We start from the raw sequence: 17,197 nt of genomic DNA, 5'->3' as shown, positions 1-17,197 counted from the left end.
AATTCACCCCTATTTATTATGGACCGTATTAAAGCGTTCTTCAAGTTTTTCCTTAACATCATCCGGAACTAACCCATCTAGCTTACCGCCAAATTTTGCAAGTTCACGAATACCTGTGGAGCTGACGAAAGAGTATTTATTATTAGTCATAATAAATACAGTTTCAATATCATCATCCAAATATTTTGCAAACAAAGCACGTTGAAATTCATATTCAAAGTCGCTTAACGCGCGCAAACCACGAATGATTATAGTAGCATTCTTAGATTTAACATATTGGTTAAGCAAACCGCCTGTACAATCAATCTCAACATTAGGAATATGTTTGACAGAATTTCGAATCATCTCAACCCGTTCTTCCATGGTAAACAAGGAATTTTTATTCGGATTAGAGCTAACAGCAATAATTAATTTATCAACTAATCGACTGCCACGTTCAAAAATATCAACATGTCCATTTGTAACTGGGTCAAAACTACCCGGACACACACCTATACGCACAGGTTTAGCTCCTTTCAGCTGTGTTTACAAAATAGGAAACCATCGTATAACCAAATTTCTGTTCTTTTATACATTTCCATGATTCAGGCAAGGTAAATGCCTCGTCCTTATGGTGCTCTAGTAATAAAACACCTTCGGGCTTTAATAAATCACAGTCTACAACCATATCTATGGTCTCTTGTATAAATCCATTTTCATATGGTGGATCAGAAAAAATATAATCGAACTGTCGTCCCATTATATAATTTTTTAATTGTGAAAGTTTCCTCGGAATGATTTCTAACCGATCTTCCACATGACAATGTTTGGCATTCTCCAAAATCAATTTTCCTGTTTTAAAGTCTACCGCTACTGCATGTGCTGCACCACGACTTAAGGCTTCAATAGCTACTGCACCTGTACCTGAAAATATATCTAATACATTAGTACCAAATATACCTCTATTAGATAATACATTAAACACACTTTCACGAACACGATCAAGTGTAGGTCTAGTATCTACCCCTTTAGGTGCTTTTATAGTATGTCCCTTTGCAGTTCCGCCAATAATTCGCATACAACCCTCACAAGATTATACTCATTAATTATAGTATATAAATAACCAAATTAAAAGTATCTTTTATTTATGATACTTCAATTTTAATATCTCGTCCCATCAATTCAGCTAATGCCAAAGCTGGAGATTTTTCTTCATATAAGACTTCATATAAAGCCTTAGTTATAGGCATTTCAATATGATGTTCACAAGCCATCTTATAAACAATGTCTGTAGCAAAAAAGCCTTCTACAACCATATTCGTATGATTAATGATATAGTCCATTGTTTTTCCATCTGCTAATTGTTGACCAGCGGCTCTATTACGTCCATGAGGACTCATACAAGTGGCAATCAAATCACCCATACCAGCAAGACCAGCATAGGTTTCCTTTTGTGCCCCCAAAGCTACACCAAAGCGAGTCATCTCATGTAAACCACGAGTTAAGAGCAATGCTTTACAATTATCCCCTAACTTTAGACCGTCTACAATACCAGCAGCGAGAGCAATAATATTCTTTGTAGCCCCAGCTAATTCAACACCAGTAATATCTGTATTTGCATAAATCCTAAAATTTTGACTACATAATATCTTCTGTAACATAGTGGCCACTTCAAGATTTTCTGTACTCAATACAGAGGCAGCGGGCAGATCACGACCGATTTCCTCTGCATGATTTGGACCAGATAGAACTGCGAGATTACATCCAACTGTTCCTAGAACCTCTCTCATAACTGTAGTCAGCAATTTGCCAGTAGTACGCTCTACACCTTTTGAACAAAGTATATACGATTGTTCTTTATGAGCATATGGTCTAATAGACTCTAAACTAGTACGTACATGTACAGATGGCGTAACCATGAGAATGATATCGGCCCCTTTAATACAGGTAGCAAGATCTGAACTATATACTAATTCATTTGGTAATGTTACGCCAGGTAAATACTCTTTATTCTCTAGATCTTTAGCTAATTGATCTGCAAATTCTGGGCGACGACAATATAAAGTTGTAGTATTTCCAGCTAATACGGATTTAATAGCAAGAGCAGTACCCCAGCTACCAGAGCCGACAACAACAACATTCATATATTAATCCTTTTTGATACGTTCTACTTTTAACTCATTACCTGCAAGTAAACGTTTGATATTATCCCAATGGCGAACAATGACAAATAAAGCAGCCAAAGCGCCAAAGCCAACGAACCAATACGATTCGCCTGTAAAATACATTAAGATTGGTACCAAAGCGGCAGCTATAATTGATCCTAGTGATACGAGCTTAGTGAAATAGACAATAACGCCCCATACCAAGAAAGCAATCAAAGCAACTAATGGTGACAAAGCAATTAATACACCTAGTCCTGTAGCTACGCCACGACCACCTTTAAAGCCTAAGAATATAGACCAGTTATGGCCCATCATAGCAAGGATACCTCCTAAAATCATATACATAGGTCCATAAGAGGATAATAATATTACCCCAGCCGCGCCTTTTAAGGCATCACAGAGAAATACAGGTAATGCAGCTTTGAGACCTATAACGCGATATGTGTTAGTGGCACCTATATTTTTAGAACCATATTGGCGGACATCTGTATTAAAGAAGGTCTTACCAATAATTAAGCCACTAGGAATTGAACCAATAAGATATGCCAATATAGCATATACGATAACCATAATATCCATTAGTCTTCATCATCCCGTTTCTTACCACGCAACACTAAACGAATTGGTGTTCCTTCAAAGCCAAAGGACTCACGTAATCTATTTTCCAAGAAACGCATATACGAGAAGTGAATTAACTCTGGTTCATTTACAAACAAAATAAATGTAGGTGGTTTAACACTTGCTTGTGTCATATAATAAATTTTTGGAATTCTGCCATTACGAGATGGTACAGGATTAACTGTTTGGGCATCTTGCAATAATTGATTTAATGTACCTGTAGATACACGGCGATACTGTTGTTCAGAAACGAATTTTAACATATCTGCTAAGCGATGAATACGTTGCTTAGTCAAAGCAGATGCAAATAGAATCGGCGCAAACTGTAAGAACCCTAATTCATCATAAATATCTTCAGTAAAGCGCAGAGTTGTTTTATCATCTTTTTCAACAAGATCCCATTTGTTTACAACAATAATTACACCCTTACCTGCTTCATAGGCATAACCAGCAATTTTCTTATCTTGTTCTGTAACACCATCTTGAGCATCAAGCACAAGAACAACAATATCCGAACGGTCTACAGAGCGTAAAGAACGCACAATACTATATCGTTCAACAGCTTCTTCGATTTTAGATTTACGTCGCATGCCTGCAGTATCGATAAGGACAAATTTTTGGTCTCCATGAGTCCAATATGTATCGATAGAATCACGTGTTGTGCCTGCTACATCAGATACGATTACGCGGTCTTGTCCTAATAATGCATTAGTCAAAGAAGATTTACCTACATTAGGACGGCCAATAACTGCTACGTGAATAGTATCTTCATCATCAACATTTGTACCAACTGGAGGGAAATGTTTAACAGTATCGTCAAGCAAGTCACCTAAGTTCATTAAATTCTTAGCAGAAATACCAATTGGATCACCTAAGCCAAGATTATAGAATTCATAAATATTAGGTTCTTGATTAACACTGTCAATTTTATTAACAACTAAAACTACAGGTTTGCCGCTAGCACGTAATATATTTGCAACTTCTTCATCAGCCGGAACAATCCCTTGTTTACCATCAACAACAAATAATATTACATCCGCTTCTTCAATTGCTAATTCAGCTTGTAAACGCATCATCTTAGGAATAACATGACTATTATCTGTTATGAATTCGATACCACCTGTATCTATCATTGTAAATTCACGATTTAACCACTCTGCGTCAAAGTAAATACGATCCCGTGTTACACCAGGAATATCTTCAACAATAGAGATTCGTTTATTAACAATGGCATTAAAAAGTGTAGATTTCCCTACATTTGGACGACCTACAACAGCCACTAATGGTTTTGCCATGGTTTCACCTCATTATCTAATCTAATACATTACTATATTTTATCATATTCTACGTAAAGTACGCAAAAAGGCTAACCAAGGAAACCTTGGTTAGCCTTATATTAGACAATGAATTATTCAGCGTCTTCTGCAGTTTCTTTTGCTTCCATCAATTCAGTTAAAGCCAAACCCAATTTCTTTTCGTCTTTGTTAAGAGAAATGATTTTAACTTCTACTTCTTGACCGCGGTTTAAGTAGTCTTCAACTTTCGCATTACGTTGTTTTGTAATTTGAGAAATGTGAAGTAAACCTTGAATGTCGTCGTTAACAGCTACGAATGCACCGTAAGCTACCAAACGAACAACTTTGCCGTTAATAACATCGCCAACATGCAATGTTTCTTCAGCTACGTCCCATGGGCTCTTAGTCAAAGCTTTTAAGGACAAGGATAATTTGTTGCTTTCAGCGTCGAAGGATTGTAATTTAACTTCGATTTCTTGACCAACGGAAAGAACATCTTCCACTTTTTTGATTTTTTGCCAAGAAATGTCGGAAATGTGAAGTAAACCTTCAATACCACCGATATCTACGAAAGCACCATAAGGCATGATTTTACGAACAATACCTTTATAGTTGTCGCCAACGTTGATGTTTTTCAATGCTTCAGCTAATTTAGCTTGACGTTCTACTTCCAATACTGCACGACGGGAAAGAACCAAACGGTTTTTCTTTTCGTCGATTTCAAGTACTTTAGCTTCGAATTCTGTACCAACCAAGTTGTCCAAGGATTTTACGAAATGAACATCACCTTGGGACAATGGAATGAAACCACGAAGGGATTTAACAGTTACTACCAAACCTGCTGGGATAGCATCAATACCTTTACATACGATAGCTTCATCTTTTTCTTGTGCTTCGATAACATATTGCCAATCTTCATCTTTAGCCAAGCGAGTCATGGAAAGATAAATAGGATTATCTTCTTTGATGTGGTTCATGATAACTGCTTTAATTTCATCACCATTTTTCAACACATCTTTGGCAGATTCTGGTGCGGGATAAGAAATTTCAGTTCTGTTCAAAATGGCTTCAGTTTTGTAGCCAAAAGATACATAAGCTCGTTCATCTTCAACTTGAACTACTGTACCTTCTACAACGTTCCCTTTCTTAAATTCTTCTTGACCTTCTGCTGCTAATAATTCTGCAAAATCTTTCATTGTCTCAATGACCTCCTTAATAATCCAGTCGGGAGTCGATGCTCCTGCTGTAACTCCTACCGTCTGTACTCGGTTAAACCATTCCAGTTGTAATTCAGTAGAAGTTTCAATGTGATAAGTTGTACATCCAACGTCACGACAAACCTCTGCCAATCGGTTTGTGTTTCCGCTATTCTTACCGCCTATCACTATCATAAGATCTACATTACGTGCTAAGTCAACGGCAGAGTTCTGTCGTTCTTGCGTTGCATTGCATATCGTTTTGAAAACCTTAAGATTCTTAGATTTTTTCTCTAATATCTCTATTATACTGTTAAATTTGAATTGTGAAAAGGTTGTTTGTACAACAACACCCATTTTTTCCACAATTTGTAGTTTTTTGGCGGATTCTTCATCTTCAATGATTATTCCTTTGTTATTTGCCCATAAATTGATACTTTTTACCTCAGGATGGTTTTTTTCGCCCAAAATCACCAAAGTCATTCCATCTTCTATGACAGACTTAGCATCTTGTTGCGCTTTTTTTACATGAGGACATGTAGCATCTAAAATATGTAATCCCTTTTCTTCAGCTTCTTCATAAATAGCAGGGCCTACACCATGAGATCGAATAATCATTGTCCCTTCGTCAATATCTGCTACCTCTTGAATAGGACTTACACCTTTACTTTCAAGGCGACCTACAACTTGAGGATTATGAATGATAGGACCTAATGTATAACTTTTACCCTTACCATCGGCAGCTTCATTAGCCATTTCAACGGCTCGCTTAACACCATAACAAAAGCCATGGTTTTCAGCCAAAATTATTTCCATAAAGTCTCCTCTATACGATTTTCATGATACGAATCTATCATGCGTTGAATTTCACCTTTAACACGATCATTAACCTCTTTGATTGCTTCAGGTGTTGGTTTAGCTTTATTTACAGGAACTTGTTTACCAATAATACAAGCTACTTGATTTTTCTTCATATTATGAGATCCAATAATAGCAACTGGTGTTATACCAATGCCTGTACGCAATGCAATTGATGCTGCGCCATCATGAAATCTTCCAAGCTTACCGCTCTTTTGACGGTTTCCTTCAGCAAATATCCCTAGCACCTTATTGTCTTTCAATAATCCTAAGGCATGACGTATAGCTACCTTGTCGATAGCACCGCGATTTAGTGGAAATGCACCAAGCCATGTACAGAAAAATCGAGAAATGGGATTCACAAATAATTCCTGTTTCGCCATGAAATGTACATGTCTAGGTAATGCATAGCCACAGATAGGCGGATCATTGTTACTCAAATGATTTGGTACAACAATAACGGGACCTTCCATAGGAAAATTATCACGCCCATATACCTTTAGTCCATAACCGACTTTATAGCGCAACCAAAAGGCAGTACGCCAAAGCCATGTAGAAAATTTATTCATCTTAGATTCGCTCCTGTACTAGATGTAATATATGTTCCACTGTTTCATCAAACGTCATGTTACTAGAATCCACAACAATAGCATCCTCAACGCACACCAGTGGAGATTCATCGCGATTTTTATCCATTTCATCGCGACTTTCAACATTCTTTTTAATGTCTTCTAATGATTGTTCATTAGAAGTACCTTGAACTTCAAGCCATCTACGTTTTGCTCGTGCATCTACAGATGCTGTTAAATATATCTTCAACTCAGCCTTTGGTAGTACAACAGAACCTATATCGCGACCATCTAAAATAACACCACCAACAGCAGCCATAGCTTGTTGGCGTTCAACTAAGTATTCACGAACACCTTTATAAGAAGCAATAGTCGATACATTCTCATTGATTTGTTGTTGTCGAATTAGATCTGTCACGTCTTGACCTTTTACAAATACTTTACAAGCATTTGCAGTAGGCTCTAATGTTAGATCTAATGAAGGGAGCAATGATTCTACATCTTTTTGATTGTTCACATTAACATGGCTATCGAGAATCGCCCATGTTACACCTCGATACATAGCGCCTGTATCAATATATAAATAACCCAATTCATTGGCCACTACTTTTGAAATACTACTTTTACCAGCCCCTGCAGGACCATCAATAGCAATGGCAATTTTTTTAGTATTCATAATAACCTCTATTCTTCATCACCATGTACAGCATGCATTGCCGCCACATAACCAGTGGAAAAAGCAGCTTGTAAATTATAGCCGCCCGTAAAGGCATCAATATCTAGAACCTCACCAGCACCATATAAGCCTTTCACCAATTTAGATTCCATGGTTTTGGGACTAAACTCTTTTAACGAAATACCACCGGCTGTAACAATTGCTTCTGTTACAGGGCGTAACTCCTTTACAGTTAATGTCATATGTTGTAATACATGACATAAACGCATACGTTCTTCTTTTGTAATTTGATTAATGGGTTTACTTGGATCTAATTCAGCAAGGTTTATCACAATCGGAATCAGATTGACAGGTAACAAATCTTTCATCCCATTAGCTAATTGTTTTTTTGAATATAAATCAAAATCCTTCTGTAAGCGTTTGTCTAAAACTTCTGCAGTTAATGCAGGCTTCAGATTTATTTCAATAGTGATTTGTGGATTTTTCTTACGCAACAATTTGCCTACTGTATGACTTAAAGACAAGATTGTAGGACCCGTAAGGCCAAAATGAGTGAACATCATTTCCCCAAATTGTTTTGCTTGTAACTTATTTTTCGAAATAACGGATACCTCAACATTACGAAGACTAAGCCCCATAATATCTTTTACCCAAGATTCCCCTGTTACAATTGGTACCAATGATGGTCTTATATCTGTAATGGTATGACCAATTTTTTTAGCTAAAGCATATCCATCACCAGTAGAACCAGTTAACGGATAAGAGGCACCACCGGTACAAATGATAGCGGCATCACAAGCATATTGTTCCTTATCTGTTGTAACTCCTACAACACGACCATCCTCAACAGTAATTGATGTAACAGGTTCATTTAAATGAACTTGTACTTTATACTTTTTAAGGATTTTCATGAATATATTGCGTACTTCTAAAGCAGAATCAGATTCTGGGAATACACGTCCCCCTCGTTCAACCTTAGTTTTTAAGCCCCAACTATGTAATAATTCAAGCAAGTCTTCATTACTAAAGCGTTCATAAGCGCCATATAGGAACTTACCATTACCAGGCGTATTTTTAATGAACTCGGTCATATCTGCACTATTTGTAATATTACAGCGACCTTTACCTGTAATGCCCATCTTCTTACCAACCATATTCATTTTTTCTAGTAAGATGACACGTGCCCCTTCACGACCAGCTATAACAGCTGCCATAAGACCTGCTGCACCACCGCCAATGACTACAATTTGTTTCATTCCTTATCTGCTCCTAACGCTTTTAGAGCTTTTACTTCACGAATTGTAAGCTGACGAGAACCACCACGTTTAACACCACCTAAGGTAAGCCCAGCATAGGCAATTCGTTTTAAGTTATGAATACGGTACCCAAAGTGTTCAAACATACGACGAACTTGGCGATTACGACCTTCATGGATTGTAATTTCTACTTCATGAACACCATTATGATCATCAAAACCGAGATCTACAATTGTTGCAGGAGCTGTTATACCATCTTCCAGTGCTACACCATTGGCAATAACCTGTAAATCTTCATCACGAACACGGCCCTTAATACGCACCTCATATGTTTTTTCTACGCCCTTAGACGGATGAGTTAAGTTTTGTGCTAACTCACCATCATTGGTAAGTAATAATAAACCTTCAGTATATAAATCGAGACGACCAATAGGATAAATGCGTTTAGATTCATTTTTGATATAATCTAAAACAGTTTCTCGACCTTGAGGATCAGATACCGATGTAATAACGCCTTTTGGCTTATTTAATAAATAATATACAGGCTTTTCTTGCGCCAATAATTGGCCATTAACCTTAACCTTATCTTTTTGAGGGTCAATTTTAACGCCCAGCTCAGTTACCTTGCGGCCATTAACCTGAACTTTCCCCTCCGTAATTAATTCTTCTGCCTTGCGTCGTGATGCTACACCACAACTAGCAATAAATTTTTGTAATCGTTCCATATTATCCTTCTGTTTCTGAAACTTCTTGATGTAAAGCTTCAATAGATTCTACGCCAGCACTTCTTAAAAACTCGTCAGTTGTTCCGTAAAGAATAGGTCTTCCTACAGTATCTTTATGACCTAGTTCCGCAATAAGAGATCGAGTGAGTAATTGTTTAATAATCTTATCACTATTTACACCGCGGATTTCTTCAATTTCAGCTTTAGTTATAGGTTGTTTATAGGCTATGACAGCTAATGTTTCCATCGCTGCATTAGATAATTTATCTTCTCTCTTACGGATATGACCTACATAGTCAGCACTTTCCATGGCACTAACTAACTCAATACCTGCTCCAGATACTCTCAAACGGATGCCGCGATTTTGCTCTTCTAGTTCCCGTTGTAATGTATCTATATAATCTTGTACTTCCTCTTTTGAAAGTTCAAATACTTCTTCAAGCATTTCTATTGATATAGGTTTTGCCGCTGAGAACAACACGGCCTCTAAATGCATTGTTGGTAAGCTCATATAGCCCCCTTTCTATACGGTACCTTCTAAGGCTGCAGTGAATATAATATCATCCTCTTCATAGCGCATTTCCATAACTTGTTGCTTCAACAATTCTAAAACAGCCATAAAGATTGTTACCATACCACTTTTTGTTTCAATTGCTATTAATAACTCCCTAAAATATAAACTTTCACCACGTCGTACTCGACTAGATAAAGACAAAATCATATCCTCTAGACTATAACTGTCTTTTTCAACCTTGACCTCGCGAATAGGCTCCTCTTCAGGTAATTCCTTAGCGCGTTTTATGGTCTGATAAAAAATCTCATATAATCGGGAAAGTTCTAAATTATATACATTATCTAACCCAAGTACGCTTGTTTCTTCAGGTCTACTAAATATATTGGCGGATACAGCCGTACGTTCCATCAGTATAGCTGTAAAATCTTTGATTTTTTTAAACTCTACTAATTTAGCTACCAATTCATCACGTGGATCTTCAGCATCTTCTGGCTCAGGTTCAGCTTTAGGTAATAGCATACGCGATTTAATCTGTAACAAAGTAGAAGCCATTACAAGAAACTCACTACTATAATGAATATCAAAGTGATTCCAATTATCTAAATATTCTAGGTATTGACTCGTAATTTCAACGATAGGAATATCGGTGATTTCTATTTTATGTTTTTCAATAAGATGCAAAAGCAAGTCCAAAGGGCCTTCAAAGACATCCAACTTATAATTATAATCTCCCATAAACCCCAATCCTTAGAAAATATACTTTAACTATATAATTATAAAGCATTTATAGTAGTACTTTCAAATAATTGTTTTTTTTACAGTCATCTGCTATCTTTATTATAGTAATTATTATATATTATAGAAATAAATTATTGTGTATTCCTTCAAGAGGGGATTTATTATGTCATCTAATTTAAAGCAAATTGGGAGAAACCCCATCTTTCGCTTTGGTATCATTGGTATTGCTTTATATATAGCTCTATTTTTCATCTATGAACCTATTACACTAGGTCTAGATGTTGAAGATATAACGATTTTAGCAGTACCAACAATTGTAGGTACTTTTTTATTTCAATATTTTATGGGATGTACCGTTTTTCATAGACCATTTTTGGGATATGGCTTAGTCGGTATTCTTTGGGCCCTTACATTCCCACTTTTGTTCCACTGGTCCTATGTAAAACCTTTATATTTTTATGAATTTGCTAATGATTTTTTATTTGGCTTATTAATCTTTATGGGTTTATCGGGGATTCAATTTTTACTGAACCAAACGAATCGTCTCCATAAAACTACATCATTAATCATGGCAATTATTACCATGATATTGAGCCTTATCCCATTCTTACAAATAGGATACTATCTAACTACATGGCATTGTTTAACGCCAGCTAGTTTACTAGCAGTATACATGACAAATCCTGAAGAAGCATTTGGTTTCTTAAAAAATGCTGCTGGTATTCCTGGTCTTATCGCTGTTGGTATTGGCCTTGTAATATGGACCTATCTACTCTATTGGTCTAATCTAGGAATGAAAGCGGTAGTAAACTTAAATACTACACGACCTATGCGCTCTACATTGCTCATTGCATCCATAGTAGCATTCTTAGTATACGTACCATTCTTCTTATTCCCGAAAACATGTATTGTAGCAAACTGGATTGCAGCTGGCGACTATGTAAAACAAATGCAACAATATAATGATAACCATCATTTAGTATTCGATTCCTTCAATTTGGATACAAAGGAAACTTCTGCTAATAAAACACCAGGTACTATCATATTAGTCATCGGTGAATCTAGTTCTCGTGATTATATGAAGGTATATAATCCAAACTTCCCTTATGATGATACGCCATGGCAAGGTACTATGCGTGCAGATAATAAAGATTTTGTCTTCTTTGATAACGCATATTCATCATACGTACAAACAGTACCTACCCTCGAACGTGCTTTATCAGAACGTAATCAATATGATGATAAACCGTTCCTCGATTCTGCAAATATTTTAGATGTTGCTAAAAAAGCTGGATATACTACTTCTTGGTTTAGTAACCAAGGTGTATTTGGTGAATATGATACAGCTATTTCATTAATGGCTAAAACAGCAGACACCACTAAATGGTCACATGAATCTTATGCTTTCTCTGATCGCTATGATGAATCACTCTTACCATTATTACAGTCTGTTGATCCAAGTAAAAATAACTTCATCGTCATTCATATCATGGGTAGTCATATTTACTACAACGACCGTTATCCACATGAATTTAGTAAATGGAAACAGGGCCCATATCCAGATGGTCAAGAAGCATATGCTAATAGCCAACTTTATACAGACTGGTTATTACAACAAATTTATACTTATGGTAAGGAAAAATTAAACTTGCAAGCCATGGTGTATTTCTCTGACCACGGTGAAAGTTTAGATAAATCTCATAATCCAGATACATTTGACTTTGTTATGACTCATATTCCATTCTGGATATATTTATCACCTCAATATCGTGCTGAGTATCCTCAAACAGCAGAAGAACTCTCTAAACACGAACATCAATACTTTACAAATGATTTACTATATGACACATTGATTGGTCTTATGCACGCACCTAATCAACGGTATGATGCAACAAGAGACTTTAGTAATGGTAAATATCGATTCAATTTACATAACCTAACTACCTTACTAGGGGAACAACCATTAACTAATGATCCTGTAAACGCAGGAAAATAAACTTTAACATTTCTAGTAATATAAAAGCATTTTTATTATGTTAGTATAAAGTAGTTTAGGTTTCATTAACACGAAAAAAGAGATGAGTTAAAAACTCATCTCTTTTTTTGTTCCATTAATAAGTCAATTTCTTCTTCCGTATAAACCTCTATATTATTCATTAATAAGGCCTCTACAGTACATCCGTGCCCCTCTCGCAGGGTTTTACTAAAGGTACCATCATAAATACGCTTATAACCGCAACTAGGACTTTTTGCTTTCATTAGAGCCTGCTTACATCCCCGTTGAATTGCTATATGCAATGCAATTTGAGCTCCTTTATGGAATTCTGTGGTTACATCAGTTCCATTAGCCGTACATACACGTTTACCTTGTCGTTCCGCAGGATCTCGAGGTATGGTAAGACCACCTAATACTTCTGGACATACGGTTACTAGATCAAAAGTATCCTTTAACAGTGGTAACTGTTCTATAAGATTGTCTTTCCCATCATAACGACAGGATACGCCACATAAACATTCACTAATTAATAATTTTGCTTTATTATTCATAACATTATTAAACATAGAGAATCGTATTTGAAATATGCCATTCTAATAACAAACGCACTCTCATATTTTTAAATTATACACATTTAAAATCTAGATTTACATAAGAAAAAAGACTAACCGAAGTTAGTCTTAATTGGTGCCGAGGACCGGAATCGAACCGGTACGGTTGTTTCCAACCGACGGATTTTAAGTCCGTTGCGTCTGCCTGTTCCGCCACCCCGGCATGGGTAACGATTGTGGAGGCGGCACCCAGAATCGAACTGGGGAATAAAGGTTTTGCAGACCTCTGCCTTACCGCTTGGCTATGCCGCCATATAAAGTTGGAGCGGGAAACGAGATTCGAACTCGCGACCCCCGCCTTGGCAAGGCGGTGCTCTACCGCTGAGCTATTCCCGCATGTACATGGTGCCTCAGGACAGAATCGAACTGTCGACACACGGATTTTCAGTCCGTTGCTCTACCAACTGAGCTACCGAGGCATGAATGGCGACCCCGATCAGATTTGAACTGACGATCTTCGCCGTGACAGGGCGACATGTTAACCGCTACACCACGGGGCCGTATCCAAAGTACTTGCTTAGTATATCGGTTATCAGGACTTTTGTCAACACTATCCTACAATATTTTTGATGAATTCTTCTTCATCTTTTAATGTTGTAGATTCTTTATGTCCTGGTTCGACAATTAAATCCTTTGACAACGTTAATATATGCTTCAAACTAATGATTAAATCACGGGGATTACTCTTATAGTTGTCGGTATTTCCTACATTTTGTTTGAATAAAGTATCTCCAGAAAATAGATGTCCACCAATCTCCAAACAAACTGAGCCAGCACTATGGCCTGGTGTATGATGTACGATTATTTTAAAAGGCCCTACTTCTAATTTACCGGCCACTAAATCTTTACAATTCGTGTACATCTTCTTTTTATATACACTAGGTCTACGTCGGATTAGTTGTAATAACTCTTGATCCAAAGGATGTAAATAAGCAGGAATATTATAATACTCACAAACCTCATCAAGAGCCGACACATGATCACAATGACCATGTGTTAATAATACTGCTATAGGCTCAGAATCTCCTACCATTTCAATTATATGCTTACTATGAAACCCGGGATCAATAATAAGAGATTTTCCATCTTTAATTAATACATAACAATTTGCTTTATAAAGCCCTAGAGGGCGTTTTATAATATTCATATTATTCGCCCTCCTATAGGATACGATACCGTTTAGCAGATTGTTTTTTTATAAAATACCCTTCCCAGAATTGAGGATGAAGCATAACAAGAATTGTAAATAATTCCAAACGACCTAATAACATGTCTGCCATTGCTACGCATTTAGCACTATCAGACATACTACCAAAGGCATCTGTAGGCCCAAAACCACCAAATCCAATGCCTACATTACTAAGAAAAGCTGTTATAATTTGCATCGCATCATAAGTAGACATTCCAGAACAAGTCATAAGGAAAACAGATATAACGTAAATCATTAAATATAAAAATAAAAATTGCTGTGACATCTGTATCCATTTAGTAGGCATCGGTTTACCATTAATGCGCACGACTTGTACCATCTCCGGATGAATTGATTTTCTTAAATAAATAATGCTGCTCTTAATTAGAATAATGAGGCGAATAATTTTTACGCCCCCTGTTGTAGAACCACTACAACCACCAAAAAATGATGAAATAAATAACATCATCTGTGCAGCGGCTGGCCATAAATCATAATCGCTTACAGCAAATCCACTACCAGTTTGAATCGATACATAATTAAAGGAAACATCTCTAAAGATTTGAATTGGATCATTAATATTTGATTGTACTACCATCGAAATTGATACTATAGCAATTCCAATAAAAATAACTAGCCAATACATACGTGTTTCAAAATCATCAATCAAAACACGAATGCCTCTTTGCAGTGCATTATAATATACTGCAAAATTACCACCAGCAAGTATCATGAAAAATATAAATACAAAACAGATATAGTTGCTTTGTTCATAAATAAATGTACCTGCAGATGTAGGTGCAAAACCACCTGTAGCAATAATGGAAAATGCATAATTTAATGCATCAAAAGGCTCTATACCACCAGCCCATAGCATAACGAAACAAATGGCGGTAAAAGCAACATATAAACGCCAAAGTTTACTGGCCATTGATTGAATACGAGGCATAACAACACCAGGTTTTGGTACCGATGCTTCTGCATTAAACATATGAGCTGCATCTGCACCTAAGTTCTTTAAGAACGATAAAATAAGGACAATAATCCCCATCCCACCAATCCAGTGCATTAATCCACGCCATAAAACATATGTCTTAGGTAAATCATCTACGCTATTAATAATTGTAGCACCAGTTGCTGTAATCCCTGATGTAGCTTCAAATAGAGCATCAAATACATTGGTTAATATACCACTAAGAATAAATGGTAAGGAACCTAAGATAATTGTTAATATCCATGTAGATGATACAACTAAAAACCCATCACGAAGACTAAAGCTTTGAGTTTCATGACCATAATAAGATAAAAGTCCACCTAAGCCAAATGAAATACCAGTAGTAACCAAAAACGACCAATATGCAGTTTCAAATACAATACCATATATAAAAGGAATTAATGTAAAAATCCCAAAGATATATAATAATCGCCCCACTAAGGACATGACAATTTGAATGCGCATAGTCCCTCCATACTAGGTAAGATATTTAAGTAATTTACTTACAGATTCAGGTAACGCAAATAGAACAATGTGATCTCCATCTAAGATTTCAGTATTACCACGTGGTACGATGGCTTCATCTCCACGTAAAATTACACCAACTAACGCCTTCCCTGGTAAACGGATGTCCTTTAATTGTTTACCAGCCACAGGTGATTCACTTGTAATGGCAACCTCTATAGATTCCGCTTTTCCACCTTCAAAGGTCGAAATAGATAAAACACCTTCTCCACTACGCACGAAACGTAAAATTTGACTCGCTGTAAATAAACGTGGCGAGAATACCACATCAATTCCCACTTGTTCCATAAGCATAATGTATTCAGGTCGACCTACGCGCACAACTGTCTTTGGTATGCCCATATGCTTGCCTACAAGAGCAACGAGCAAGTTGAGCTTATCATCATCTGTAACAGCAATTATAACATCACTATCTGCAATTTCTTCTGCTTCTAAAAGGTCAAAGTCTGTAGCATCTCCATTGATAACCATAGACTTATCTACAAGATTAGCAAGTTTTTCACAGCGGTTAAAATCTTTTTCAATAACCTTAACAGAGAATCCAGCTTGTTCTAAAAGAACTGTTAGATTTCTACCTAATAGACCAGCCCCAATGATAACAGCCCGTTTATAAAATGTACTGTGATTATGGAACCAAAGATTTTCTACTTCTTCAACAGACTCTTTTAAGCCTAAGAAGAATACACTGTCATCAACTTGTAGAATACTTTCACCATGGGGAATAATCATTTCACCATAACGTAAAACCCCTACTAGTAAAACACCTTCAGGGAATTTAATTTCTTTTAAAGGTTGACCTATTAATGGAATATCATCTGTAATCTTAAATTCCATAAGGCGTACAGTACCTTGGCCAAATTCTTCTACATCAATAGCTGATGGAGTCTCTAGAATTTGTAAAAGCTCTTGAGCCGTAACCATTTCAGGATTGATAAATAAATCGACCCCTAATTTAGCACGCATCTCATCATCCATATGTTCTGCTACGGTATTATCTCGCACACGAGCAATCGTTGTAGGAACACCTGTAATTTTAGCTACAGAACAAGATAACATATTTACTTCATCAGAATCGGTAACAGCAATAAACATTCCTACATCATCCATACCGATTTCGTTGAGCAATTGTATATCACTGCCATTTCCTTGAACAAGGCTAACATCTAGTGTATTTTCAAGATTTTGTATACGTTCTGGAGAACGATCAATTACATATACATCATGATTATCTTGTATCAAGCGTTGTGCTAAGGAATAGCCAACCTTACCAGCACCTACAATGACAATTTTCAT

The 17,197-nt window shown here is 36.5% G+C and carries 17 protein-coding genes and 5 tRNA genes; 1 reads left to right on the top strand and 21 read right to left on the bottom strand.

Going from position 1 to position 17,197, the window contains the following annotated elements:
• Positions 1-9: 9 nt before the first annotated feature.
• The 12 genes from coaD to ACDF53_RS07765 all read right to left on the bottom strand — a co-directional run bounded on the left by coaD (position 10) and on the right by ACDF53_RS07765 (position 10,586).
• Positions 10-501, bottom strand: coding sequence for a pantetheine-phosphate adenylyltransferase (gene coaD / locus ACDF53_RS07820; protein WP_295202637.1), 492 nt, complete (start codon positions 499-501; stop codon positions 10-12).
• A 4-nt stretch (positions 502-505) separates the two neighbouring features.
• On the bottom strand, positions 506-1,057 hold the full coding sequence (gene rsmD / locus ACDF53_RS07815) for a 16S rRNA (guanine(966)-N(2))-methyltransferase RsmD (protein WP_370815922.1): 552 nt from the start codon (positions 1,055-1,057) through the stop codon (positions 506-508).
• A gap of 67 nt (positions 1,058-1,124) precedes the next feature.
• A complete protein-coding gene (locus tag ACDF53_RS07810; protein WP_370815921.1) occupies positions 1,125-2,123 on the bottom strand; it encodes an NAD(P)H-dependent glycerol-3-phosphate dehydrogenase in 999 nt (332 codons plus the stop codon).
• Between the two features lie 3 nt (positions 2,124-2,126).
• Positions 2,127-2,723: a glycerol-3-phosphate 1-O-acyltransferase PlsY gene (gene plsY / locus ACDF53_RS07805; RefSeq protein ID WP_060924658.1), complete on the bottom strand. Its 597-nt coding sequence runs from the start codon at positions 2,721-2,723 to the stop codon at positions 2,127-2,129.
• Positions 2,723-4,057 (bottom strand): ribosome biogenesis GTPase Der, encoded by a 1,335-nt coding sequence (gene der / locus ACDF53_RS07800; RefSeq protein WP_060924659.1) that lies wholly within the window; start codon positions 4,055-4,057, stop codon positions 2,723-2,725. The genes plsY and der overlap by 1 nt, the downstream gene beginning before the upstream one ends.
• A 113-nt stretch (positions 4,058-4,170) precedes the next feature.
• Positions 4,171-6,069, bottom strand: coding sequence for a bifunctional 4-hydroxy-3-methylbut-2-enyl diphosphate reductase/30S ribosomal protein S1 (locus ACDF53_RS07795; protein ID WP_370815918.1), 1,899 nt, complete (start codon positions 6,067-6,069; stop codon positions 4,171-4,173).
• The gene (locus tag ACDF53_RS07790; protein ID WP_105085548.1) at positions 6,060-6,680 is read right to left on the bottom strand and encodes a 1-acyl-sn-glycerol-3-phosphate acyltransferase; all 621 of its coding nucleotides are present in this window, start codon (positions 6,678-6,680) and stop codon (positions 6,060-6,062) included. Before ACDF53_RS07790 ends, ACDF53_RS07795 begins: the two co-directional genes overlap by 10 nt.
• Position 6,681: 1 nt before the next feature.
• Positions 6,682-7,356 (bottom strand): (d)CMP kinase, encoded by a 675-nt coding sequence (gene cmk, locus ACDF53_RS07785; RefSeq protein WP_370815916.1) that lies wholly within the window; start codon positions 7,354-7,356, stop codon positions 6,682-6,684.
• An 8-nt stretch (positions 7,357-7,364) separates the two neighbouring features.
• Positions 7,365-8,612: an NAD(P)/FAD-dependent oxidoreductase gene (locus tag ACDF53_RS07780; protein ID WP_370815914.1), complete on the bottom strand. Its 1,248-nt coding sequence runs from the start codon at positions 8,610-8,612 to the stop codon at positions 7,365-7,367.
• The gene (locus tag ACDF53_RS07775; protein WP_370815913.1) at positions 8,609-9,337 is read right to left on the bottom strand and encodes a pseudouridine synthase; all 729 of its coding nucleotides are present in this window, start codon (positions 9,335-9,337) and stop codon (positions 8,609-8,611) included. Before ACDF53_RS07775 ends, ACDF53_RS07780 begins: the two co-directional genes overlap by 4 nt.
• Before the next feature lies 1 nt (position 9,338).
• Positions 9,339-9,848, bottom strand: coding sequence for an SMC-Scp complex subunit ScpB (scpB, locus tag ACDF53_RS07770; RefSeq protein ID WP_105085544.1), 510 nt, complete (start codon positions 9,846-9,848; stop codon positions 9,339-9,341).
• Between the two features lie 12 nt (positions 9,849-9,860).
• Entirely contained in the window at positions 9,861-10,586 is a 726-nt protein-coding gene (locus tag ACDF53_RS07765; RefSeq protein ID WP_105085543.1) for a ScpA family protein, read from the bottom strand.
• A gap of 166 nt (positions 10,587-10,752) precedes the next feature.
• Between ACDF53_RS07765 and ACDF53_RS07760 the strand changes: the two genes are divergently transcribed.
• Positions 10,753-12,585, top strand: coding sequence for a phosphoethanolamine transferase (locus ACDF53_RS07760; RefSeq protein ID WP_370815912.1), 1,833 nt, complete (start codon positions 10,753-10,755; stop codon positions 12,583-12,585).
• 95 nt (positions 12,586-12,680) lie between these two features.
• Here ACDF53_RS07760 and ACDF53_RS07755 read toward each other — a convergent pair whose 3' ends face one another.
• The 9 genes from ACDF53_RS07755 to trkA all read right to left on the bottom strand — a co-directional run bounded on the left by ACDF53_RS07755 (position 12,681) and on the right by trkA (position 17,197).
• A complete protein-coding gene (locus ACDF53_RS07755) occupies positions 12,681-13,136 on the bottom strand; it encodes a DUF523 domain-containing protein (protein ID WP_370816200.1) in 456 nt (151 codons plus the stop codon).
• Between the two features lie 134 nt (positions 13,137-13,270).
• Positions 13,271-13,359 (bottom strand) — tRNA-Leu (locus tag ACDF53_RS07750).
• Positions 13,360-13,373: 14 nt separating this feature from the next.
• Positions 13,374-13,448: transfer RNA gene (locus tag ACDF53_RS07745), tRNA-Cys, on the bottom strand.
• Between the two features lie 9 nt (positions 13,449-13,457).
• Positions 13,458-13,532 (bottom strand) — tRNA-Gly (locus ACDF53_RS07740).
• 7 nt (positions 13,533-13,539) lie between these two features.
• Positions 13,540-13,615 (bottom strand) — tRNA-Phe (locus ACDF53_RS07735).
• Between the two features lie 5 nt (positions 13,616-13,620).
• Positions 13,621-13,696, bottom strand: a tRNA-Asp gene (locus ACDF53_RS07730).
• 50 nt (positions 13,697-13,746) lie between these two features.
• The gene (locus ACDF53_RS07725) at positions 13,747-14,343 is read right to left on the bottom strand and encodes an MBL fold metallo-hydrolase (protein ID WP_119208202.1); all 597 of its coding nucleotides are present in this window, start codon (positions 14,341-14,343) and stop codon (positions 13,747-13,749) included.
• Between the two features lie 13 nt (positions 14,344-14,356).
• Positions 14,357-15,844 carry a TrkH family potassium uptake protein gene (locus tag ACDF53_RS07720; RefSeq protein ID WP_370815910.1) on the bottom strand — a complete coding sequence of 496 codons (1,488 nt, stop codon included), beginning with the start codon at positions 15,842-15,844 and terminating at the stop codon, positions 14,357-14,359.
• A 12-nt stretch (positions 15,845-15,856) separates the two neighbouring features.
• A complete protein-coding gene (trkA, locus tag ACDF53_RS07715; RefSeq protein WP_105094312.1) occupies positions 15,857-17,197 on the bottom strand; it encodes a Trk system potassium transporter TrkA in 1,341 nt (446 codons plus the stop codon).

The organism is Veillonella sp. (genome assembly GCF_041333735.1).
Lineage (GTDB): Bacteria > Bacillota > Negativicutes > Veillonellales > Veillonellaceae > Veillonella.
This window is presented reverse-complemented; position numbering and strand designations above follow the sequence as displayed.